The organism is Enterobacter sp. ECC-249, from assembly GCF_043965265.1.
GTDB classification, from domain to species: domain Bacteria; phylum Pseudomonadota; class Gammaproteobacteria; order Enterobacterales; family Enterobacteriaceae; genus Enterobacter; species Enterobacter quasiroggenkampii.
Genome location: NZ_CP143660.1, coordinates 4,492,883 through 4,515,153 on the forward strand (window position 1 = coordinate 4,492,883; position 22,271 = coordinate 4,515,153).

Sequence of the window (22,271 nt, forward strand, 5' to 3'; positions counted from 1 at the left end):
TTACGCTCCGGATAGTTTTCTGAAGAGAGATCGCACCCACTCGCGGTGCAGACTTAGCGAACGTCCCATCACCACCACAACCAGCAGCGCCCCTGACAGCGCGCTCGACACCTGATTGGGGATGCCGACCATCTGTAAACCCTGCTGCAGATACCCCACCAGCAGCGCCGCCAGCGCCGTGCCGACAACCGAACCTGAGCCGCCGTAGATATTGGCCCCGCCGAGCACGGCGGCGGTGAGCGCGGGCATCAGTAAATCCCGCCCCAGATCCGAACGCGCGGAGCCAAAATAGGAGACCATCACCAGCGCGGCAATCGCCGAGGCTATACCCACCAGGCCGTACAGCGCGTAAGGCATGCCGTTCACCGACAGCGCCGCATAGCGCGCCGCGCGAGGATTCTGGCCGATTAAAAACAGATGACGGCCAAAGCGCCCGCGGTGGGTAATCAGCCAGAAGAAGACGGTGATAGCCGCGAACAAGACCAATGGGATCGGCAGACCCAACACCGTGAGGTTAGCGAAGGCGGTAAAGCTGTCCGGAAAGCCGCCGATGCCTTCGTAGCCCGTGGCCCCCGCCATGCCGGAGAGCAGCAGCGCGCCGCCGCCGTAGAGGTAGAGCGTGCCGAGGGTAATCACCAGCGGGCTAATGCCGGTGTAGTGGATCAGCGCCGCGTTTACCAGCCCGCACAGCAGTCCGAGCAGCAGCGTCAACGGAACGGCGACCGCCATCGGCCACCCCGCCTGCATCATCACGCCCAGCGCGATGGCGCACAGTCCGATGGTTGAGCCGAGGGAGATGTCGATCCCGCCGCTGATGATGACCAGCGTGAGCGGCAACGCCACAATGCCGATGCAGATGAAGTCGCTGGTGCTGAACAGCAGCATGTTGATGTCGAGCATGCGCGGGTTGATGGCGCCGAAGAGCAGGATCTCCAGCACCAGCAAAATGAGCAGCGCGCTTTCCCAGTTAAGCCTCATTTACGCCACCTCTTTTTTGCGTTTAGGAAACGGGGTGACGTGCTTTCCCCCTTTGTTACCCGGCTGGAAGCGACCATACTTCAGCCCCCGCTGATGGCGCGCCAGCGCCTGGCGCAGGCGCCCGTCGAGCACCAGCACGCCCAGCAGCACCAGCCCGGCGATAAAGTCATTCCACCAGGCTGGAAGCCTGAACAGCACCAGCACGGTGTCGATTTGGGTGAGGAAGAACGCGCCGAGCAGCGCGCCGATCAGCGTGCCCGTGCCGCCCAGCAGCGAAATGCCGCCGAGGACGCAGGCGGCGATGGCCTTCATCTCCAGCCCGCTGCCGGTCTGGTTGGGCACAAAGCCAATCTGCGCGGCAAAGACGATCCCGGCGCAGGCCGCCAGCACGCCGTTGAGGGTAAAGGCGATCATGCGGGTGCGGTTCACCGCCACGCCCAGCTGGCGCGCCGCGGCGAGGTTATCGCCCACGGCGTAAAAATCACGTCCGAACGCGGTGCGCGAAAGCGTCCACGCGCCGATAAGCACGATCATCAACACCATCATACCGAGCGGCGATACGCCGACGGCGGCAGGCTCAGAGAGGGATTTCAGCCCCGGCGGCAGCCCCTCAATCCACTTACCGCCCGTCCAGAGCAGCATCGCCCCGCGGTACAGCCCCAGCGTGCCAAGGGTGGCGACGATCGCCGGGATGCGCAGCCCCACCACCAGAAACCCGTTGAACGCCCCGGCCAGCGCGCCAGTCGACAGCGCGAAGAGAATGGAAACCGGCAGGTTGTAGCCGCCGTTCAGCGCCACGCCGACGGCAATAGCGGACAGCCCGACGACAGAGCCGACGGACACGTCGATATTGCGGGTCAGCATCACCAGCGCCGCGCCGATAGCCAGCAGGATCAGGATCTGCGAGCTGGCGAAAATCATCCCCAGAGTTTGCAGGCTGAAGTAGGACGGGTTCAGCACCACCAGCACGGCGAACAGCGCCAGAATGGCGAGAAACGCGCTCAGCTCGCGGTTTTTGAGTAAGGTCTTCATGATTGCCCTCCGAACGCCAGCGCCATCATTCTGTCGAGGCTGACGGCGTGGCGCGGCAGTTCGCCGCTGAGCACGCCCTGATGCATCACCAGCACCCGGTCCGCGAGGCCCGGAAACTCATCAAGATCGCTTGAGATCATCAGCACCGCCACGTTCTGCGCCGCCACGCTTTTGATGAGCTGGTAGATATCTGCGCGCGCCGAGACGTCCACGCCGCGCGTCGGTTCATCGACGATCAGCAGTAAAGGGTTGGCCTCCAGGCAGCGCGCCAGCAGCACCTTCTGCTGGTTACCGCCGGAGAGCGTGCGCACGGTTTGATCCGCATCATTGAGCTTGATCCCCAGCGCCCGGTGATAGCGCTCCACCACCGCCGACTCCCGCTTGCGCTGCTGCCAAATCGACGGCTCGTTGAGCGCTACGGTGTTCCAGCGGATCGGCGCGTCGAGGAACAGGCCGGACACCTGCCTGTCTTCCGGCAGGTAGACTAGCCCTTTTTCCAGGCGTGAACTTACCGGATCGCCGGCGATCTCCTGATTCTCCAGCCAGATGCGGCCTCCACGTACCGGCCGCAGGCCGTAGAGCGTTTCGGCAAACTCGGTACGTCCGGATCCCACCAGCCCCGCCAGGCCAACGATCTCTCCGGCGTAGATCTCAAGGCTGAGATCGATAAACCCTTCCCCGGTGAGATCGTCCACCCGCAGCACCGGGAAATCCTGCGGCTGGGTGCGACGGTTGCCCGGCAGCGCCAGCCACAGCTTTTGCGTATCGCTCAGAGATTTCTCCCGGCTTACCGGCGTCATGGCGGCGATCAGGGCGCTGTCGTCGAACTGCGCGGTTTCACCGCTCAGCACCACCGCGCCGTCGCGCATCACCGAGACGTGGCTCGAAAGCACGCGAATTTCCGGCAGCTTGTGCGAGATAAAAACAATCCCGACGCCAAGCGCCTGCAGGGCGCGGATCTGGCGAAACAGCCGCTCGGTTTCACCCGGCGTGAGGGAGGCCGTGGGTTCGTCGAGGATCAGGATCCTGGCGTTGCGCATCAGGCCCCGCAGGATCTCCACCATCTGCTGATCCGCCACTTCCAGGGTGCTGGCGGCGGCGTCGAGGTTCAGCTGGCACTGCAGCTGCTCAAGTTTCTCCGCCAGCCGCTTTTCCCGATCGCGTTCGCGCGGCAGGCGGAACAGGATGTTTTCCCGCACCGTCAGGTTGGGGAACAGCAGCGGCTCCTGCGGCACCAGGTAAATGCCTAACCTGTGCGCCTGCACGGGCGTGAGCCGCGCATATGACTGCCCCTCGACGGAAAGTTCACCGCTGTCCGGCGTCTCGACCCCGGCGATGATCTTCATCAGCGTCGATTTTCCCGCGCCGTTTCCGCCCATCAGCGCGTGCACCTGGCCCGCAAGCAGCGTGAAATCAATGCCTTTTAGAACCGGCACGCCTGAGAACTGCTTGCTGATATTCCGCGCGTCGAGAAGTGAGGTCATCATCGCTCCGATATTGAACAAATGATTTTTAGATTTAATAATGTTCAAAAGCGTAGACTGTGAACTATATTTACAACCGTGCAGGGATCACAGTTTTATCGATTGAGATTCAGATAAACCAGAAACGATCGAAATGATCCGTTTTGTCGCGTGGCTCACATTTTCCCTTCGCGCCATCACGAACATATGATCTAAATTTTTATAAGAGTTCAATTATGAGCGATAAACGCACTGCGGAAGAAGGACGGTTTGCCGGGCTGGCGCTGGCGGAAGAGGAGCTGGTGGCGCGCGTGGCCTGGTGCTACTACCACGACGGATTAACCCAGAACGACATCGGCGAGCGGCTCGGGCTGCCGCGTTTGAAGATTTCTCGCCTGCTGGAAAAAGGCCGTCAGTCTGGGGTGATCCGAGTACAGATCAACTCCCGCTACGAGGGCTGCCTGGCGCTGGAGACCGAGCTACAGCAGCGCTTTAGCCTGAAGCTGGTGCGCGTGATGCCCGCCCTGAATACGCCGCCGATGAACGTGCGGCTGGGCATTGGCGCAGCGCAGTCGCTGATGGGCGTGCTGGAGCCCGGCCAGCTGCTGGCTGTGGGGTTTGGTGAAACCACCATGAGCAGCCTGCAGCACCTGAGCGGCTTTATCAGCTCACAGCAGATCCGCCTGGTGACGCTCTCCGGCGGCGTCGGGCCGTACATGACCGGTATCGGCCAGCTGGACGCGGCCTGCAGCGTCAGCATGATCCCCGCCCCGCTTCGCGTGTCATCCGCAGAAGTCGCCGGGATCTTAAAACGCGAAACCAGCGTGCGGGACGTGATCCTCGCGGCCACCGCCGCCGACGTGGCGGTGGTTGGCATTGGTTCAGTGAACCAGCGCCGTGATGCAACGATCCTGCGCTCCGGCTACATCAGCGAAGGTGAACAGCTGATGTACGCCCGCAAAGGGGCGGTCGGCGATATTCTCGGTTATTTCCTCAATGCCGAAGGGGAGTGCGTCGAGGAGCTGGAGATCCATAGAGAACTACTCGGCGTCTCGCTTGATGAGCTGGCGCAGCTGCCCACCATCGTTGGCGTGGCCGGAGGGGAAGAGAAAGCCGATGCGATTTATGCCGCACTGAAGGGTCGCCGTATCAATGGCCTGGTGACGGAAGAGACGACAGCCCGCGCGGTGCTGGCTCTGGCCGAATAAGAGTCGCCCTGCGCTAACAGCGAGGCAAGCTCATGAGTTACCTTTTAGCGTTAGATGCAGGGACCGGCAGCGTTCGCGCCGTGATTTTTGATTTACAGGGCAACCAGATTGCCGTCGGCCAGGCCGAGTGGAAGCACCTGAGCGTCGAGAACGTGCCGGGGTCGATGGAGTTTGACCTCGACACCAACTGGCAGCTGGCCTGCCGGTGCATTCATCAGGCGCTGGAGCGTGCACGCCTGAGCGCGGCGGATATTCAGTCCGTTGCCTGCTGCTCGATGCGCGAAGGGATCGTACTGTATGACCGCAACGGCGAGGCCATCTGGGCCTGCGCCAACGTCGACGCCCGCGCCAGCCGCGAGGTGGCCGAACTCAAAGAGATCCACGACGACCGTTTTGAATCCGAAGTGTATGAGGTCTCCGGCCAGACGCTGGCGCTGAGCGCCATGCCGCGCCTGCTGTGGCTGGCGCACCATCGTCCGGATATCTACCGCAGGGCCGCGACTATCACCATGATCAGCGACTGGCTGGCGGCGAAGCTCTCCGGCGAGCTGGCGGTCGACCCGTCTAACGCGGGTACCACCGGCATGCTGGATCTCTTCTCCCGCGACTGGCGTCCGGCGCTGCTCGACATGGCCGGACTGCGCGCCGATATCCTCTCCCCGGTGAAAGAGACCGGCACCGTGCTGGGCGCTATCACCAGAGAGGCCGCGCAGCAGAGCGGCCTGCGCGAAGGCACGCCGGTCGTCATGGGCGGCGGCGACGTGCAGCTGGGCTGTCTGGGGCTGGGCGTGGTTCGCGCCGGGCAGACGGCGGTGCTGGGCGGCACCTTCTGGCAGCAGGTGGTCAACCTGCCGCAGGTGCGCACCGACCCCGAGATGAACATCCGCGTGAACCCGCACGTGATTCCCGGCATGGCGCAGGCGGAGTCGATCAGCTTCTTTACCGGGCTGACCATGCGCTGGTTCCGCGACGCCTTCTGCGCAGAGGAAAAGCTGATTGCCGAGCGGATGGGAATGGACACCTATTCTCTGCTGGAAGAGATGGCCAGCAGGGTGCCGGCGGGCTCCCACGGAGTGATGCCAATCTTCTCTGACGCCATGCATTTTAAGCAGTGGTACCACGCCGCGCCGTCGTTTATTAACCTCTCCATCGACCCGGAAAAGTGCAATAAAGCGACGCTGTTCCGCGCCCTGGAGGAGAACGCGGCGATCGTCTCGGCCTGCAACCTGGCGCAGATCTCCCACTTTTCGGGCGTGACGTTTGAAAGCCTGGTCTTTGCGGGCGGGGGCGCGAAAGGGGCGCTGTGGAGTCAAATTTTAAGCGACGTTACCGGGCTGCCGGTGCGCGTGCCGGAAGTGAAAGAGGCCACGGCGCTGGGCTGCGCGATTGCGGCAGGCGCTGGCGCGGGGCTGCTTGCCGATATGGCCTCGACGGGCGAGCGGCTGGTGAAGTGGAGCCGCGAGTTCACGCCGAACCCGCAGCACCGCGAGCTGTACGACGGCATGATGCAGAAATGGCAGGCGGTATATGCGGACCAGCTCGGGCTGGTGGACAGCGGGCTGACGACGTCAATGTGGCAGGCTCCGGGGTTAGTAAAAACCCACACCCCTCACCCTGCCCCTCTCCCCATAGGGGAGAGGGAAAAAACCAGATCGAGCTGATTCTTTAAGACCGCACCGGCCAGTCCCCTCTCCCCTCCGGGGAGAGGGTTAGGGTGAGGGGGAAGTTCTTTGAGATCTATCACAATCATTCGATCCCGCTTTTACCTTTCTGCTGCCGCTGGCTAAATTAGTAACTCATCCGACCACATAACAATAATTTTACACTGGAAGAGACTATGAGCCGCTACCCGTCGTTATTCGCCCCCCTCGATCTGGGGTTCACCACACTCAAAAACCGCGTGTTGATGGGCTCGATGCACACCGGGCTGGAGGAGCATCCGGACGGGGCCGAGCGTCTGGCAGCCTTCTATGCCGAGCGCGCCCGCCACGGGGTGGCGCTGATTGTCACCGGCGGCGTGGCCCCAGCCCCTTCCGGCGTGGGAATGGAGGGCGGCGCGGTGCTAAACGATGCGTCACAGCTGCCGCACCACCGCATTGTGACCGACGCGGTACACCGCGAGGGCGGTAAAATCGCCCTGCAGATTCTGCACACGGGTCGCTACAGCTATCAGCCGAACCTGGTCGCGCCGTCGGCCCTTCAGGCGCCGATTAACCGTTTTACACCTCACGCCCTCACCCACGACGAGATCCTGGCGCTGATCGACGACTTTGCCCGCTGCGCGGCGCTGGCGCGTGAGGCGGGCTACGACGGCGTAGAGGTGATGGGCTCAGAAGGCTATCTGATCAACGAGTTTCTCGCCGCCCGCACCAACCAGCGCGACGATGAATGGGGCGGCGACTATACCCGCCGGATGCGCTTCGCCGTAGAAGTCGTGCGCGCCGTGCGCGAACGTGCGGGCGCGGACTTTATTATCGTCTTCCGCCTGTCGATGCTCGACCTGGTAGAGGGAGGCGGCACGTTCGACGAAACCGTGCAGCTCGCGCAGGCGATTGAAGCCGCAGGTGCCACGATTATCAATACCGGCATCGGCTGGCACGAGGCACGCATTCCGACCATCGCCACGCCGGTGCCGCGCGCGGCGTTCAGCTGGGTGACGCGCAGGCTGAAGGGCAAAGTGTCTGTTCCGCTGGTCACCACCAACCGCATTAACGATCCGCAGGTGGCGGACGATGTGATTTCACGCGGCGATGCCGATATGGTGTCGATGGCGCGTCCGTTCCTCGCCGATGCCGAACTGCTGTCCAAAGCGCAAAGCGGCCGTGCGGATGAGATCAACACCTGCATCGGCTGTAACCAGGCCTGCCTGGATCAGATCTTCGTCGGCAAGGTCACCTCCTGCCTCGTCAACCCGCGCGCCTGCCACGAAACCAAAATGCCGGTCGTTCCGGCGGTCAAGAAAAAACGCCTGGCCGTGGTGGGCGCAGGCCCGGCAGGGCTGGCGTTTGCGGTGAATGCCGCCTCGCGCGGGCACAGCGTGACGCTGTTTGATGCGCTCGGGGAGATTGGCGGGCAGTTTAATATCGCCAAACAGATCCCCGGCAAAGAGGAGTTCTACGAAACGCTGCGCTACTACCGCCGGATGATCGAGCTGACGGGCGTCGAGCTGCGGCTTAACCAGTTTGTCCACGCGGCGGATCTGACTGATTTCGATGAGACGATCCTGGCGAGCGGGATCGTACCGCGCACGCCTGCGATCAAGGGTATCGATCATCCAAAAGTGCTGAGCTATCTCGACGTGCTGCGTGACAAAGTACCGGTTGGCGAGAAGGTGGCGATTATCGGCTGCGGCGGGATCGGCTTTGATACCGCCATGTATTTGAGCCAGCCGGGCGAGGCGACCAGCCAGAACATTGCCGAGTTTTGCGTCGAATGGGGCATTGATACCAGCCTCAGCCAGTCCGGTGGCCTGCGCCCCGAAGGGCCGCAGCTGCCAAAAAGCCCGCGCCAGATCGTGATGCTGCAGCGTAAAGCCAGCAAGCCGGGCGAAGGGCTTGGCAAAACCACCGGCTGGATCCACCGCGCTACCCTGCTCTCGCGTGGGGTGAAAATGATCCCGGCGGTAAGCTACGAGAAGATCGACGACGAGGGTCTGCACGTCACGATCGGCGGCGAACCGCAGCTGCTACGCGTGGATCATGTGATTTTATGCGCCGGGCAGGAGCCAAAGCGCGATCTGGCGGATCCGCTGCGCGAGGCCGGTAAAACGGTGCATCTGATTGGCGGGTGCGACGTGGCGTTGGAGCTGGACGCGCGGCGGGCGATTGCGCAGGGGACAAAGCTGGCGCTGAGTATTTAACGGCATCGCCCGGTGGCGCTTCGCTTACCGAGCCTACAAAACCAGGGCATTGCCGGGCGGCCAGGGTAAAAGCAAAACGGCAACCCAGTTGCCGTTTTTAGTGTTTGCGCCCTCTCCCTGTGGGAGAGGGTTGGGGTGAGGGCATCAGGCCGCACATACCCAATCTTAACGACGACGCCCCAGCTTCACCGACTTCAGCACCACAAATTTATTGTTCGTCGCAATGGTGACGCAGTTGCCGAAAATCTTCTTCAGCTTGTGGAAGTAGTCCAGGTGTCGGTTGGCCACGATGTACAGCTCGCCGTTGATCTTCAGGCAGCGGCGCGCGTGGTGGAACATTTCCCACGCGACGTTATCCGTCAGGGCGTGCTTCTGGTGGAACGGCGGGTTGCAGAACACGGCGTTGAAGCGGAAAGGCTCTACCCCCGACAGCGCGTTGTTGATCATAAACTCGCAGCGGTCCAGCGCGTCCGGCATGTTGGTTTCCACGTTCAGACGGCTGGAGGCCACCGCCATCGGCGACTCGTCGCTGAACACCACGCTGGCTTCCGGGTTCTTCGCCAGCAGCGTCAGGCCAATCACGCCGTTACCGCAGCCCAGATCGACAATCTCACCTTCCAGATTTTCCGGCAGATGTTCCATAAAGAAGCGCGCGCCGATATCCAGACCGGTACGTGAGAAGACGTTCGCGTGGTTGTGGATGGTCCAGTCGGTCCCTTCCAGCTTCCAGCTCAGGGTCTCTGGCGCGTCGGCCAGCTCCGGCGCGCTGAAGGTACAGTTGATCAGGCGCGCTTTTTTCCACGCCAGCGTGGTGGTGGTCGGGCCGAGAACTTTCTCGAACAGCTCCAGCGTTGAAGTGTGAATATCGCGCGCTTTGGCACCCGCGATAATGCGCGTTTCAGGCGTGACGACCTTACGCAGCGCGCGCAGCTGCTGCTCCAGCAACGCCATGGTTTTTGGCACTTTGATCAGCACCACTCCCGGCGCCTGAGGGTAGTCCGCGGTGCTGTCGAGGAACTTCACGCTGGACTCTTCGATGTCGTTATGGCGAAGGTTTTCACGCGTCGCCAGCTCGCTTAAGTAGGAATCGCCGATGCTGTAAGGCGCGTGTTCTGCCAGGGCGCAGCCCAGAGCGCCAAACGCGTCATTCAGGATCAAAACCGGGCCGCGGATTTCAGTGTCATCCAACTGCTGCAGCAGATATTCATCCGCCGCTTCCCACGCCTGAAGCGGGTTAACGTCGTCCGTTTCCGGGAAACGTTTAAGGTTGAGTGAACGGAAACCGTTGTCTAAGTGGCTCATCGGCCCTCCTGAATGGTAAAATTTGGCGTATCCCTGAAAAGGGTGCGTGAGTATACCCGTTTTATTGTCGATTTGGGGCGTTGATGAACCAACTTACTTATCTCCAGGGCTACCCGGAGCATTTACTGACTCAGGTTCGCAGCCTGATTGCCGAGCAGAAGCTGGGCGCGGTGCTGGAAAAACGCTACCCCGGCACCCACGATTTCGCGACCGATAAAGCACTCTGGCAGTATACGCAGGATCTGAAAAACCGGTATCTGAGAAGCGCCCCGCCGATCAATAAAGTCATGTATGACAACAAGATCCACGTGCTGAAAAACGCGCTCGGCCTGCACACCGCCATCTCCCGCGTACAGGGCGGCAAGCTGAAGGCCAAGGCGGAGATCCGCGTCGCGACGGTTTTCCGTAACGCGCCGGAAGCGTTTCTGCGGATGATCGTGGTGCACGAGCTGGCGCACCTTAAAGAGAAAGAGCACGACAAAGCCTTCTATTCCCTGTGCTGCCACATGGAGCCGCAGTACCATCAGCTGGAGTTTGATACCCGGCTGTGGCTTACGCATTTATCGTTAAAAGGTAATGCGGAATAGCGCACGCGAATTGTCATGATGACGTGCTACAGTGGCTAAAGGTTCCCCGCTACGGAGTACGTAAACGTTTATGATACGTTTCGCAGTCATTGGAACGAACTGGATCACGCGCCAGTTCGTCGACGCCGCCCACGAAACCGGCAAACTGAAACTTACCGCAGTCTATTCCCGCAGCCTTGAGCAGGCGCAGAGTTTTGCCAACGATTACCTCGTCGAGCATCTCTTCACCTCGCTTGATGAGATGGCGCAAAGCGACGCCATTGACGCGGTGTATATCGCCAGCCCGAACTCCCTGCACTTCCCGCAAACGAAGCTGTTCCTCAGCCACAAAAAGCATGTGATTTGCGAGAAGCCGCTGGCGTCGAACATCGATGAAGTCGAAGCGGCTATTGCACTTGCCCGCGAAAACCAGGTGGTGCTGTTCGAAGCCTTCAAAACCGCCAGCCTGCCGAATTTCCTGCTGCTGCAGCAGTCACTGCCGAAAATTGGCAAAGTGCGTAAAGCGTTCATCAACTACTGCCAGTACTCGTCGCGCTACCAGCGCTATCTCGACGGCGAGAACCCGAACACCTTTAATCCGGCCTTCTCTAACGGCTCGATTATGGATATCGGCTTCTACTGCCTGGCCTCTGCCGTGGCACTGTGGGGCGAGCCGCACGGCGTCACGGCCACCGCCAGCCTGCTGGAGAGCGGCGTGGATGCGCACGGTATAGCAGTGCTGGACTACGGTGATTTCAGCGTCACGCTGCAGCACTCCAAAGTAAGCGATTCCGTGCTGCCGAGCGAAATTCAGGGCGAAGCGGGCTCGCTGGTTATCGAGAAGATCTCCGAATGCCAGAAGGTGAGCTTTGTGCCGCGCGGCGGCAAAGCGCAGGAGCTGACGCAGCCTCAGCATATTAACACTATGCTCTATGAGGCAGAGGTCTTCGCCCGTCTGGTGGAAGACAACGAAGTGAATCACCCAGGCCTTGCGGTGAGCCGCACCACGGCGAAGCTGCAAACTGAGATCCGCCGTCAGACAGGCGTGGTGTTCCCGGCTGACGGCGTGAGCGCGGAAGCTATCGCGTAAAGCTGTGTAATGAAACGGCGCAGACCATTGACGAAACCAATGGTCTGACATATTTTGTTACCTGCAAAGGGGAGTAACTTCTTCGCCGGTGGATCGTCATTACGATGCGTGCAATACCGCATCCGGTCGCCGGGCAACCCTCGTGGTTGTAAGTGAGACCTTGCCGGAAGGCGAGGTCTATGCATAAAAAGCTAACGGCTATCGTCTTCTGACCATGGCCGTTTTTGTTTTTTATGTGTAAGGAAAATAGTATGCATTCTGTCGGCACTCCCATGTTGTGGGGCGGATTCGCGGTTGTCGTGCTCATCATGCTGGCGATCGACCTCTTTTTACAGGGGCGTCGCGGCGCGCACGGCATGACCATGAAACAGGCTGCGGCCTGGTCGCTGGTGTGGGTCACCCTCTCCCTGCTTTTCTGTGCCGCCTTCTGGTGGTATCTGGCCTCGACCGAAGGCCGCGCGGTGGCCGATCCTCAGGCACTCGCCTTCCTCACCGGCTATCTGATCGAAAAAGCCCTGGCGGTCGATAACGTCTTCGTCTGGCTAATGCTGTTCAGCTACTTCGCCGTACCTGCGGCCCTGCAGCGCCGCGTGCTGGTCTACGGCGTGCTTGGCGCGATTATCCTTCGTACTATCATGATCTTCGCCGGCAGCTGGCTGATTACCCAGTTCGAATGGCTGCTGTACGTCTTCGGCGCGTTTCTGCTGTTTACCGGTGTCAAAATGGCGCTGGCGAAAGAGGACGGCTCTGCGATTGGCGATCGCCCGCTGGTGAAGTGGATCCGAGGCCATCTGCGCATGACCGACAAGATCGAGAGCGAGCACTTCTTCGTGCGCAAGAACGGCCTGCTGTTTGCCACTCCGCTGCTGCTGGTGCTGATACTGGTTGAGCTGAGCGACGTGATTTTCGCCGTGGACAGCATTCCGGCCATTTTCGCGGTTACCACCGACCCGTTCATCGTCCTGACCTCAAACCTGTTTGCGATCCTCGGCCTGCGTGCGATGTACTTCCTGCTGGCGGGTGCAGCGGAGCGCTTCTCAATGCTGAAGTACGGCCTGTCGGTGATTCTGGTGTTTATCGGTATCAAAATGCTGATCGTCGATTTCTACCATATCCCGATCGCCATTTCGCTCGGCGTGGTGTTTGGCATTCTGATCGTGACGCTGATTATCAATACCTGGGTTAACCGCCAGCACGATAAGAAGCAGCAGGTGGAGTAAAACGTTCGGTGCGGGCTGATGCCCTCACCCCGCCCCTCTCCCACAGGGAGAGGGGGAAATGCAATGTAGGCCGGGTAAGCGTAGCGCCACCCGGCACTTTCGTTAATCAATAGTTAAAAAACATGACGCGACACGTAAAATCCAGCATTTTACGCTTCCCTCCGCAGACGCTTTCCCTATACTCGACCAGGCAAACATTTACTTACATCCGGACATAAATGTGACTAAGAGCACATCCGGGATGGAACGCAATTTCACTTAAGGAACGCTCATGACGACATCCTCATCGGGCCTGCTTGCGCGTCTGTCGCGCGGCAGCCTTGTTAAGCAAATACTGGTTGGACTGGTGCTCGGCGTCGCGCTGGCACTGATCTCAAAACCTGCCGCGGAGGCTACTGGCCTGCTCGGCACACTGTTCGTCGGCGCGCTGAAAGCGGTCGCGCCGGTTCTGGTTTTGACGCTGGTGATGGCCTCAATCGCCAACCACCAGCAGGGGCAGAAAACCAATATTCGCCCGATTCTTTGGATGTACCTGCTGGGGACGTTCTCGGCCGCGCTGACGGCGGTTGTCGTTAGCTTTATCTTCCCGTCCACGCTGCAGTTGACCACTGGCGCTACCGATATTACGCCGCCCGCGGGTATCGTGGAGGTGATGCACGGCCTGCTGATGAGCATTGTCGCCAACCCGATCCATGCTCTGATTAACGCGAACTACATCGGGATCCTGGTTTGGGCCGTCGGCCTGGGCTTCGCTCTGCGCCACAGCAACGACACGACCAAAAACCTGGTTAACGACCTTTCTCACGCCGTCACGTTTATCGTGACGGTGGTCATCCGCTTTGCGCCGATTGGTATTTTTGGCCTCGTGGCATCCACGCTGGCAACCACCGGTTTCGGCGCGCTGTGGGGCTATGCGCAACTGCTGCTGGTGCTGATTGGCTGTATGGCCGTCGTAGCGCTGGTGATTAATCCGCTGCTGGTATTTCTGCAGACCCGTCGTAACCCGTACCCGCTGGTGCTGATGTGCCTGCGCGAAAGCGGCGTGACCGCTTTCTTCACCCGCAGCTCGGCGGCAAACATTCCGGTCAACATGTCCCTGTGTGAGAAGCTGAATCTGGACCGCGATACCTATTCCGTCTCAATCCCACTGGGGGCGACCGTCAATATGGCGGGGGCGGCCATCACCATTACGGTGCTTACGCTGGCCGCGGTGCATACGCTGGGTATTCCGGTGGATCTGCCAACCGCGCTGCTGCTGAGCGTGGTGGCCTCGCTGTGTGCCTGCGGCGCATCCGGCGTGGCGGGCGGTTCCCTGCTGCTGATCCCGCTGGCGTGTAATATGTTCGGCATCCCGAACGAGATCGCCATGCAGGTGGTTGCGGTAGGCTTTATCATCGGCGTATTGCAGGACTCCTGCGAAACCGCGATCAACTCCTCCACCGACGTGATGTTTACCGCCGCCGTGTGCCAGGCGGAAGACGCGCGTTTAGCGAAGAACGCCCTGCGCAGTTAAAAAGAAAAGCCCGGTGGCGGATACGCCTTACCGGGCCTACAGGGTAAACGCAAAACGGCAACCCTGAGGTTGCCGTTTTTAGTGTTTGTACCCTCTCCCCGTGGGAGAGGGCCAGGGTGAGGGCATCAGGGCGCACCGATTAAAGCGTCACACCGCTCTTAAAGATCGCCAGCTCGCGGAAGTCGTTCTTCTCGTTACAGGTCTGCCTGCCGTTGGCAAATTCCACAATCGCGTCCACGAATTCCGTCAGCAGCTGCGGCATCGCCTTGCCGTGGATAAGCTGCCCGGCATCAAAGTCGATCCAGTGTTTTTTCTTCGCTGCCAGCTCGCTGTTGGTGGCGATTTTCACCGTCGGCACAAAACCGCCGTACGGCGTGCCGCGCCCGGTGCTGAACAGCACCATGTGGCAGCCGGCACCGGCCAGCGCGCTGGTGGCGACCGCATCGTTACCCGGCGCGCTCAGCAGGTTCAGACCGTGCGTTTTCAGGCGCTCGCCGTAGCGCAGAACATCAACCACCTGGCTCGCGCCCGCTTTCTGGGTGCAGCCGAGGGATTTTTCCTCAAGCGTTGTTATCCCACCCGCTTTGTTACCCGGCGACGGGTTCTCGTAAATCGGCTGATTGTGGGCGATAAAGTACTGTTTGAAGTCGTTCACCATGGTGACGGTTTTTTCAAACGTCTCCTCGTCGCGGCAGTGGCTCATCAGAATACGTTCCGCGCCGAACATCTCCGGCACTTCGGTCAGCACGGTGGTGCCGCCGTTAGCAATCACGTAATCCGAGAAGCGGCCCAGCATCGGGTTGGCGGTGATGCCGGACAGGCCGTCAGACCCGCCGCACTCCAGACCAAACTTCAGCTCGCTCAGCTTGCCCTGCTCGCGCCTGTCGTGGCGCATCACTTCATACAGCTGATGAAGCTGCTCAACGCCCGCTTCCACTTCGTCATCCTGATGCTGGCACACCATAAAATGCACGCGCTCAGGGTCAAACTCGCCCAGCGTGTCGCGGAAGGCATCAACCTGGTTGTTCTCGCAGCCCAGGCCAATCACCAGCACCGCGCCCGCGTTCGGGTGACGCACCATGTTTTGCAGCATGGTGCGGGTGTTAATGTGGTCGTCGCCGAGCTGGGAGCAGCCGTAGGTGTGGCTGAACAGATGCACCCCGTCGGTGCCTTCGGCATTATTGGTCTCTTTCAGGAAGCGCGTCTGGATCTGGCGCGCAATCCCGTTCACGCATCCGACGGTCGGGAGGATCCACAGCTCGTTGCGGATCCCCACGTCGCCGCTGGCGCGGCGGTAGATCTGCACTTCACGATCCGCCGCCTGCTCTTGTGCCCCAGGTAAATCAGGTTGATAGCTGTACTCGTCCAGATCGCTCAGATTGGTGCGGGTATTGTGGGAATGAAGATGTTCACCCGGCGCGATATCCGCTAACGCATGCCCAATCGGCAGGCCGTACTTCACGACGTTGTCCCCTTTAGCGAGAGGCTTCACGGCAAACTTGTGTCCGCGAGCAATCGCCTGACGCAGGGTGACGCTCTGGTTATCAACGATCGCCACGTCGCCTTCAGCGAGATCCGTCAGCGCGACGGCCACGTTATCCAGCGAATGGATTTTGATGTATTGCATATCAACCTCAAACGGCCTTAGTTCAGTTCAATGGCGAAGTAGTCACGCGCATTGTTAAAGCAGATGTTTTTCACCATTTCACCCAGCAGCTGGATATCCGCCGGCGCTTCGCCTGCGTGCACCCAGCGGCCAATCATCTGGCACAGAATGCGGCGGAAATATTCATGACGGGTATAGGACAGGAAGCTGCGGCTGTCGGTCAGCATGCCGACAAAGCGGCTCAGCAGGCCAAGCTGCGCCAGCTGCGTCATCTGACGCTCCATGCCGTCCTTCTGATCGTTGAACCACCAGCCGGAACCGAACTGCATCTTGCCCGGCATCCCTTCGCCCTGGAAGTTGCCGACCATAGTGCCCAGCACTTCGTTATCGCGCGGGTTCAGGCAGTAGAGAATGGTTTTCGGCAGGAGGTTCTGCTCGTTCTGTTTGCTCAGCAGCTTAGACAGCTCCTCGGCCAGCGGACGGTCGTTGATGGAGTCGAAGCCCACATCCGCGCCCAGCAGCTTAAACTGACGCTGGTTGTTATTGCGCAGCGCGCCGATATGGTACTGCTGTACCCAGCCGCGACGGGCGTATTCCGCACCGAGGAATACCAGTACCGCCGTTTTGAACTGCGCCACTTCGTGCTCGCTAAGCGATTCACCGGACAGGCGACGCGCCAGAATGCTGTCCAGCTCGGCCTCGTTTGATTCCGCGAACAGTACGACGTCCAGCGCGTGGTCAGAGACTTTACAGCCGTGCGCCGCGAAGTGATCCAGACGTTTGGTCAGCGCGGTTTGCAGATCGGTGAAACGACGGATGTCGGTATCGGACACTTCCGCCAGCTTCGCCATGTAGTCGTTAAACGTGGCCTGCTCAATGTTGAAGGCTTTGTCCGGGCGCCAGCTTGGCAGCACTTTGATATCAAAAGAAGTGTCTTTGGCGACAACGGCATGATGCTCCAGGGAATCAATCGGATCGTCGGTGGTGCCCACCATCTTCACGTTCATCTGCTTCATGATGCCGCGCGCGGAGAAGTTCTCCTGCGCCAGCAGCGCATTGCACCGATCCCAGATTTCATCTGCGGTCGTTGGGGAGAGCAGCTTGCCGGTGATGCCAAACGGGCGACGCAGCTCAAGATGCGTCCAGTGATAGAGCGGGTTACCGATGGTGTGCGGAACGGTCGCCGCCCAGGCATCAAACTTCTCGCGGTCGGTGGCGTCACCGGTACACAGGCGTTCCGCCACGCCGTTGGTGCGCATGGCACGCCATTTGTAGTGGTCACCCTTCAGCCAAATATCATACAGGTTTTTGAAACGATAATTTTCGGCAACCTGCTGCGGCGGTAAATGGCAGTGGTAGTCGAAAATCGGCTGATCTTTTGCGTAGTCGTGGTACAGGCGGCGAGCAAATTCGGTATCTAACAGAAAATCGTCGGTCATAAACGGCGTCATTATCGTCTTCCTCATTACGGGAGCGTCAGAAAGCGTATGTTCATATGCTGCAAAGTTATCACACCAATTCCCACCCACCGAAGCTTTTTTCGTGAGTGAGATCAATAAACGCCAACAAATAAATTACCCTCGATGGCGTAAACACTTCTACAGGCCGCGCCATTACTGGCTTTGCGCGCAGCGTTTAATGTCCCTACAAAGAATCATACATTTGTGATGTCACTCACCTTTTAAAGTTGTATGACAAGTTATCTTTTCGCCGTCGCAAACACTCAGCCGACGGAATGCATTACCGGTGTGAGAGACATCGGGTTTAACGGTACGGATACCGACTTATGCACGCTTACTTATGGCAAGGTTCGGGCCGTTCCGGGACATGCTCCCGCTACGCCCCTCCCGTTACACAACTGCTCCCGGAAACGGTTGAGAGGTTGCCGTGCTCTGGCGCGGACATAACATAACGATGAGGTTTTAGATGCGTAAAATTAAAGGGTTACGTTGGTATATGATCGCACTGGTGACGTTAGGCACCGTGCTGGGCTACCTGACGCGTAACACCGTGGCAGCCGCAGCGCCGACGTTAATGGAAGAGCTGCATATCTCCACACAGCAATACTCCTACATCATTGCCGCCTATTCCGCGGCGTATACCATCATGCAGCCTGTTGCAGGCTATGTGCTGGATATCCTCGGTACCAAAATCGGTTATGCCTTCTTCGCCATCGCCTGGGCGGTGTTCTGCGGCGCAACCGCGCTGGCGGGAAGCTGGGGCGGCCTGGCGCTGGCGCGCGGTGCGGTCGGTGCGGCAGAAGCCGCGATGATCCCGGCCGGCCTCAAGGCCAGCTCCGAGTGGTTCCCGGCAAAAGAACGCTCCATTGCGGTCGGCTACTTCAACGTAGGCTCGTCCATCGGGGCAATGATTGCGCCACCGCTGGTGGTGTGGGCTATCGTGATGCACAGCTGGCAGATGGCCTTCATCATCTCCGGCGTGCTGAGCTTCGCCTGGGCAATCGCATGGCTGGTTTTCTATAAGCACCCGCGCGATCAGAAAAAACTCTCCGAAGAAGAACGCGAATACATTATTGGTGGTCAGGAAGCGCAGCATCAGACCAACAACGGCAAGAAAATGACCGTCTGGCAGATCCTGGGCACCCGTCAGTTCTGGGGTATCGCCCTGCCGCGTTTCCTGGCAGAACCGGCGTGGGGTACCTTTAACGCGTGGATCCCGCTGTTCATGTTTAAAGTCTACGGCTTTAACCTGAAAGAGATCGCGATGTTTGCCTGGATGCCCATGCTGTTCGCTGACCTGGGCTGTATCGTGGGCGGCTACCTGCCACCGCTGTTCCAGCGCTGGTTTGGGGTGAACTTGATTGTTTCCCGTAAGATGGTAGTCACCATGGGCGCCCTGCTGATGATTGGCCCGGGCATGATCGGCCTGTTCACCAGCCCGTACGTCGCCATTGCCCTGCTGTGCATCGGTGGTTTTGCGCACCAGTCCCTGTCCGGCGCGCTGATTACGCTCTCGTCTGACGTCTTTGGTCGTAACGAAGTGGCCACCGCTAACGGTCTGACAGGCATGGCCGCCTGGACCGCGAGTACGATGTTTGCGCTGGTGGTCGGCGCGCTGGCGGATACCATCGGCTTCAGCCCGCTGTTCGCCGTGCTGGCTATCTTCGACCTGCTGGGCGCGGTGGTGATCTGGACGGTGCTGAAAAGCAAATCGGCAGAGGAGCTGGCGAAAGAGTCGCTCGGGAAACCAGCCACGCAGAGTTAGCTCCGCTGTGCCGGGTGGCGGCTTCGCCTTACCCGGCCTACAACACCCAACAAAACCGCAAGCCGGGTAAGCGCAGCGCCACCCGGCATTTAAAGGCCGCTCAGTAGCGGCTTTTTTAATGGCAAAATCTGGAGAGTGGCACGCAAAAGTGGTATAACAAATCATCTGCCGTACCCTGCCTGGAGCGCATATGGAAATCACCGAACCACGTCGTTTATATCAGCAACTTGCTGCGGAGCTGAAAGATCGCATCGAGCAAGGGGTCTATCTTGTCGGTGATAAACTGCCCGCCGAGCGCTTCATCGCGGATGAAAAAAGCGTCAGCCGCACCGTTGTGCGCGAAGCGATCATCATGCTGGAAGTGGAAGGCTACGTTGAGGTACGCAAAGGATCCGGCATTCACGTCATTTCCAATCTGCCAAAACACTCTCCCGTCGCGGACGAAAGCCTGGAATTCGCCAGCTATGGTCCGTTTGAGCTGCTCCAGGCTCGCCAGCTGATTGAAAGCAACATTGCCGAATTTGCGGCGACGCAGGTGACCAAGCAGGACATCATGAAGCTGATGGAAATCCAGGAGAATGCGCGTAAGGAAAAATGTTTCCGCGATTCAGAATGGGATCTGCAGTTCCACGTCCAGGTCGCCCTGGCAACCCAGAATACGGCGCTGGCGGCAATCGTTGAGAAAATGTGGACTCAGCGCGTTCACAACCCGTACTGGAAAAAACTGCACGACCATATCGATTCCCGAACCGTCGACAACTGGTGTGACGATCACGATCAAATCCTTAAGGCGCTGATTCGTAAAGATCCGCATGCCGCTAAGCTGGCGATGTGGCAGCACCTCGAAAACACCAAGCAGATGCTGTTCAATGAAACCAGCGATGACTTCGAATTTAACGCTGACCGCTATCTTTTCGCCGATAATCCCGTCGTTCATCTCGATACGGCTCCCAGTGCCGCAAAATAGATGACCTTCCCGCTGGCAGGCGCCTCGCTGCGCCTTCTGGCTTCAGTGGGTAAGCAAAACATATATAGTGTCAGCCTTTGTAAATCCCCTCGCTCACTTCCTGGGCTTACGCCAAAATCAACTCACGCCTGCAAATTCTGTGACGCAGAACGTTGGGCTTTGTTACAATTGGATTCACTTCGTTATTTTGTAAGTTAGTGCTTGCTAACCAGCCAATTAACAGGGAACCGTGTTGGCCACACCGCAATGTGTCCGCGAGCGACCATAATGAAATCACAACAATGTCGCCGTGCTGTTTGCCCCGGATAACAGGCGTGACGTTAACCGATTTCCAGGAACACTGAATGGAACTTTTGACCCAACTACTGCATGCCCTCTGGGCGCAGGATTTTGAAACGCTGGCCAACCCTTCCATGATTGGCATGCTCTATTTCGTCTTGTTTATGATCCTGTTCCTTGAGAACGGTTTGCTGCCTGCAGCCTTCCTGCCCGGTGACAGTTTGCTGGTGCTTGTCGGCGTGCTGTGTGCCAAAGGGGCGATGGCGTTTCCGCACACCATTTTATTACTGACCGTCGCGGCCAGCCTCGGCTGCTGGGTGAGCTACATCCAGGGAAGATGGCTGGGCAATACCCGGATCGTCCAGAACTGGCTCTCGCACCTGCCTGCACATTATCATCAGCGGGCGCACCACCTTTTCCATAAGCACGGGCTTTCCGCGCTGCTGATTGGCCGCTTTATCGCGTTTGTACGTACCCTGCTGCCGACCATTGCCGGTCTGTCGGGGCTGAGCAGCGCGCGCTTCCAGTTCTTTAACTGGATGAGCGGTCTGTTATGGGTGCTTATCCTGACGACGCTCGGCTATGCCCTGGGTAAAACGCCGGTCTTTATGAAATATGAAGACCAGCTCATGTCCTGCCTGATGCTGCTGCCCGTTGTGCTGCTGGTCTTCGGCCTGATCGGCTCCCTGGTCGTGCTGTGGAAAAAGAAATACGGAGCCAGAGGCTAACGATGGCTATCTCACCGCTCGCCCTGCGCCGTTTTGCCTGCGCTGTGATTACGCTGGTAGTGCTCAGCGCCATGCTGCTGGCATGGAGCGCGCTTTCGCACCAGGAATCCACGCTGGCCATTCGCCCGGTGAACCAGGGTGCCAGCGTGCCTGACGGTTTTTCTGTCTGGCATCATCTGGATGCGAATGGGATCCGCTTTAAGAGCATCACCCCGCAGGACGATGTTTTACTGATCAAATTTGATTCCCGTGCGCAAAGTGCCGCCGCGAAAGTGGTTCTCGACCGTACGCTGCCGCACGGGTACATCATTGCTCAGCAGGAAGATGACAGCCAGCCTGCAGCCTGGCTGTCGCTGATTCGCGATACGTCGCATCGGTTTGGATAACTTCCAGGATTCCGAATCTTTTCACTCACTTTGGTGAATCCCCCGTTTACTTACTATGCTTAAGTACGCGGAGCACCCCTCGATGTACTCCGCATAACTTTGGATAGCGGCTTATGCCGCCACACAATGGAAGGTTTCGATAATGAAATTCCGCATGACTCTGGCTCTGGCCCTTTTTTCTTTAAGCACAGCATCCTTCGCAAACTCTCTCTGTCAGGAGAAAGAACAGGATATTCAGCGTGAGATCGGTTATGCCGAAAAGCATAACAATCAGCACCGTGTTGATGGTCTCAAAAAAGCGCTGAGCGAAGTGAAAGCGAACTGTTCAGACAGCAAGCTTCGTGCCGACCATCAGAAGAAAATCGCTGAACAGAAGGACGAGATAGCCGAGCGCCGTCGCGACCTGCAGGAAGCGAAAGAGAAAGGGGATGCGGAAAAAATTGCTAAGCGCGAGAAGAAGTTGAAAGAAGCGCAGGACGACCTGAAAGCGCTGGAAGCTCGCGATTATTGAGTTAACGGAAATCTCAACAGGAGAGAGAATCATGTCAAAAGATACGACGTCTGAACATCTGCGCGCTGAACTGAAATCCCTGGCCGATACCCTTGAAGAGGTGCTGAACTCCTCTGCTGACAAGTCAAAAGAAGAGGTCAGCAAGCTGCGCAGCAAAGCGGAGCAGGCGCTGAAAGAGAGCCGCTATCGCCTGGGTGAAACCGGCGATGCGCTGGCAAAACAGACCCGCGAAGCGGCCGCGCGTGCGGACGAATACGTACGTGATAATCCATGGACGGGCGTAGGGATTGGTGCCGCAGTCGGTGTGGTACTGGGTGTCCTGCTGACGCGTCGTTGAT

The 22,271-nt window shown here is 59.1% G+C and carries 19 protein-coding genes; 13 read left to right on the forward strand and 6 right to left on the reverse strand.

The annotated features are described in order from the left end of the window. Genes lsrD through lsrA form a run of 3 tightly spaced genes read right to left on the reverse strand, consistent with a single transcriptional unit; the run spans position 1 to position 3,494 of the window. Complete coding sequence (gene lsrD / locus V1587_RS21345) at positions 1-978, reverse strand: autoinducer 2 ABC transporter permease LsrD (RefSeq protein ID WP_371899733.1); 978 nt, start codon at positions 976-978, stop codon at positions 1-3. Further along, complete coding sequence (lsrC, locus tag V1587_RS21350) at positions 979-2,010, reverse strand: autoinducer 2 ABC transporter permease LsrC (RefSeq protein ID WP_371899732.1); 1,032 nt, start codon at positions 2,008-2,010, stop codon at positions 979-981. After that, positions 2,007-3,494 (reverse strand): autoinducer 2 ABC transporter ATP-binding protein LsrA, encoded by a 1,488-nt coding sequence (gene lsrA / locus V1587_RS21355; protein WP_371899753.1) that lies wholly within the window; start codon positions 3,492-3,494, stop codon positions 2,007-2,009. The genes lsrC and lsrA overlap by 4 nt, the downstream gene beginning before the upstream one ends. A gap of 215 nt (positions 3,495-3,709) precedes the next feature. Here lsrA and lsrR point away from each other — a divergent pair, with 215 nt between their 5' ends. The 3 genes from lsrR (at position 3,710) to V1587_RS21370 (ending at position 8,540) form a co-directional block, all read left to right on the forward strand. Next, on the forward strand, positions 3,710-4,681 hold the full coding sequence (lsrR, locus tag V1587_RS21360; protein ID WP_371899731.1) for a transcriptional regulator LsrR: 972 nt from the start codon (positions 3,710-3,712) through the stop codon (positions 4,679-4,681). A 32-nt stretch (positions 4,682-4,713) separates the two neighbouring features. Continuing rightward, positions 4,714-6,342 carry an autoinducer-2 kinase gene (gene lsrK / locus V1587_RS21365; RefSeq protein WP_371899730.1) on the forward strand — a complete coding sequence of 543 codons (1,629 nt, stop codon included), beginning with the start codon at positions 4,714-4,716 and terminating at the stop codon, positions 6,340-6,342. A 176-nt stretch (positions 6,343-6,518) separates the two neighbouring features. Further along, positions 6,519-8,540, forward strand: coding sequence for an FAD-dependent oxidoreductase (locus V1587_RS21370; protein WP_371899729.1), 2,022 nt, complete (start codon positions 6,519-6,521; stop codon positions 8,538-8,540). A gap of 165 nt (positions 8,541-8,705) precedes the next feature. On the opposite strand, the gene rlmG is transcribed toward V1587_RS21370, so the two are convergent. Beyond that, positions 8,706-9,842 carry a 23S rRNA (guanine(1835)-N(2))-methyltransferase RlmG gene (gene rlmG, locus V1587_RS21375; protein ID WP_371899728.1) on the reverse strand — a complete coding sequence of 379 codons (1,137 nt, stop codon included), beginning with the start codon at positions 9,840-9,842 and terminating at the stop codon, positions 8,706-8,708. 83 nt (positions 9,843-9,925) lie between these two features. Here rlmG and V1587_RS21380 point away from each other — a divergent pair, with 83 nt between their 5' ends. The 4 genes from V1587_RS21380 to sstT all read left to right on the forward strand — a co-directional run bounded on the left by V1587_RS21380 (position 9,926) and on the right by sstT (position 14,231). Further along, positions 9,926-10,429, forward strand: coding sequence for a YgjP-like metallopeptidase domain-containing protein (locus V1587_RS21380; RefSeq protein ID WP_131633444.1), 504 nt, complete (start codon positions 9,926-9,928; stop codon positions 10,427-10,429). A 70-nt stretch (positions 10,430-10,499) separates the two neighbouring features. Then, positions 10,500-11,498 (forward strand): Gfo/Idh/MocA family protein, encoded by a 999-nt coding sequence (locus tag V1587_RS21385; protein ID WP_371899727.1) that lies wholly within the window; start codon positions 10,500-10,502, stop codon positions 11,496-11,498. A gap of 251 nt (positions 11,499-11,749) precedes the next feature. Next, positions 11,750-12,718 (forward strand): TerC family protein, encoded by a 969-nt coding sequence (locus V1587_RS21390; RefSeq protein WP_023309283.1) that lies wholly within the window; start codon positions 11,750-11,752, stop codon positions 12,716-12,718. A gap of 271 nt (positions 12,719-12,989) precedes the next feature. Next, complete coding sequence (gene sstT / locus V1587_RS21395; protein ID WP_371899726.1) at positions 12,990-14,231, forward strand: serine/threonine transporter SstT; 1,242 nt, start codon at positions 12,990-12,992, stop codon at positions 14,229-14,231. Positions 14,232-14,370: 139 nt separating this feature from the next. On the opposite strand, the gene V1587_RS21400 is transcribed toward sstT, so the two are convergent. Both V1587_RS21400 and uxaC read right to left on the reverse strand, forming a co-directional pair. Continuing rightward, a complete protein-coding gene (locus V1587_RS21400) occupies positions 14,371-15,858 on the reverse strand; it encodes a UxaA family hydrolase (RefSeq protein ID WP_371899725.1) in 1,488 nt (495 codons plus the stop codon). A gap of 17 nt (positions 15,859-15,875) precedes the next feature. Then, positions 15,876-17,288, reverse strand: a complete 1,413-nt coding sequence (gene uxaC / locus V1587_RS21405) for a glucuronate isomerase (RefSeq protein WP_371899724.1) — start codon at positions 17,286-17,288, stop codon at positions 15,876-15,878. Positions 17,289-17,763: 475 nt separating this feature from the next. Between uxaC and V1587_RS21410 the strand changes: the two genes are divergently transcribed. From V1587_RS21410 to V1587_RS21435, 6 genes are all read left to right on the forward strand, one after another. Continuing rightward, on the forward strand, positions 17,764-19,062 hold the full coding sequence (locus V1587_RS21410; protein WP_045910065.1) for an MFS transporter: 1,299 nt from the start codon (positions 17,764-17,766) through the stop codon (positions 19,060-19,062). Between the two features lie 190 nt (positions 19,063-19,252). Further along, the gene (gene exuR, locus V1587_RS21415; RefSeq protein ID WP_023615584.1) at positions 19,253-20,029 is read left to right on the forward strand and encodes a transcriptional regulator ExuR; all 777 of its coding nucleotides are present in this window, start codon (positions 19,253-19,255) and stop codon (positions 20,027-20,029) included. Positions 20,030-20,373: 344 nt separating this feature from the next. Beyond that, entirely contained in the window at positions 20,374-21,036 is a 663-nt protein-coding gene (yqjA, locus tag V1587_RS21420) for a DedA family general envelope maintenance protein YqjA (protein ID WP_023309289.1), read from the forward strand. Between the two features lie 2 nt (positions 21,037-21,038). Then, on the forward strand, positions 21,039-21,422 hold the full coding sequence (gene mzrA, locus V1587_RS21425; protein ID WP_023294631.1) for an EnvZ/OmpR regulon moderator MzrA: 384 nt from the start codon (positions 21,039-21,041) through the stop codon (positions 21,420-21,422). 142 nt (positions 21,423-21,564) lie between these two features. After that, positions 21,565-21,933, forward strand: coding sequence for a DUF1090 domain-containing protein (locus tag V1587_RS21430; protein WP_008503142.1), 369 nt, complete (start codon positions 21,565-21,567; stop codon positions 21,931-21,933). 31 nt (positions 21,934-21,964) lie between these two features. Next, the gene (locus tag V1587_RS21435; RefSeq protein WP_008503141.1) at positions 21,965-22,270 is read left to right on the forward strand and encodes a YqjD family protein; all 306 of its coding nucleotides are present in this window, start codon (positions 21,965-21,967) and stop codon (positions 22,268-22,270) included. The last annotated feature ends 1 nt before the right edge of the window (position 22,271 follow it).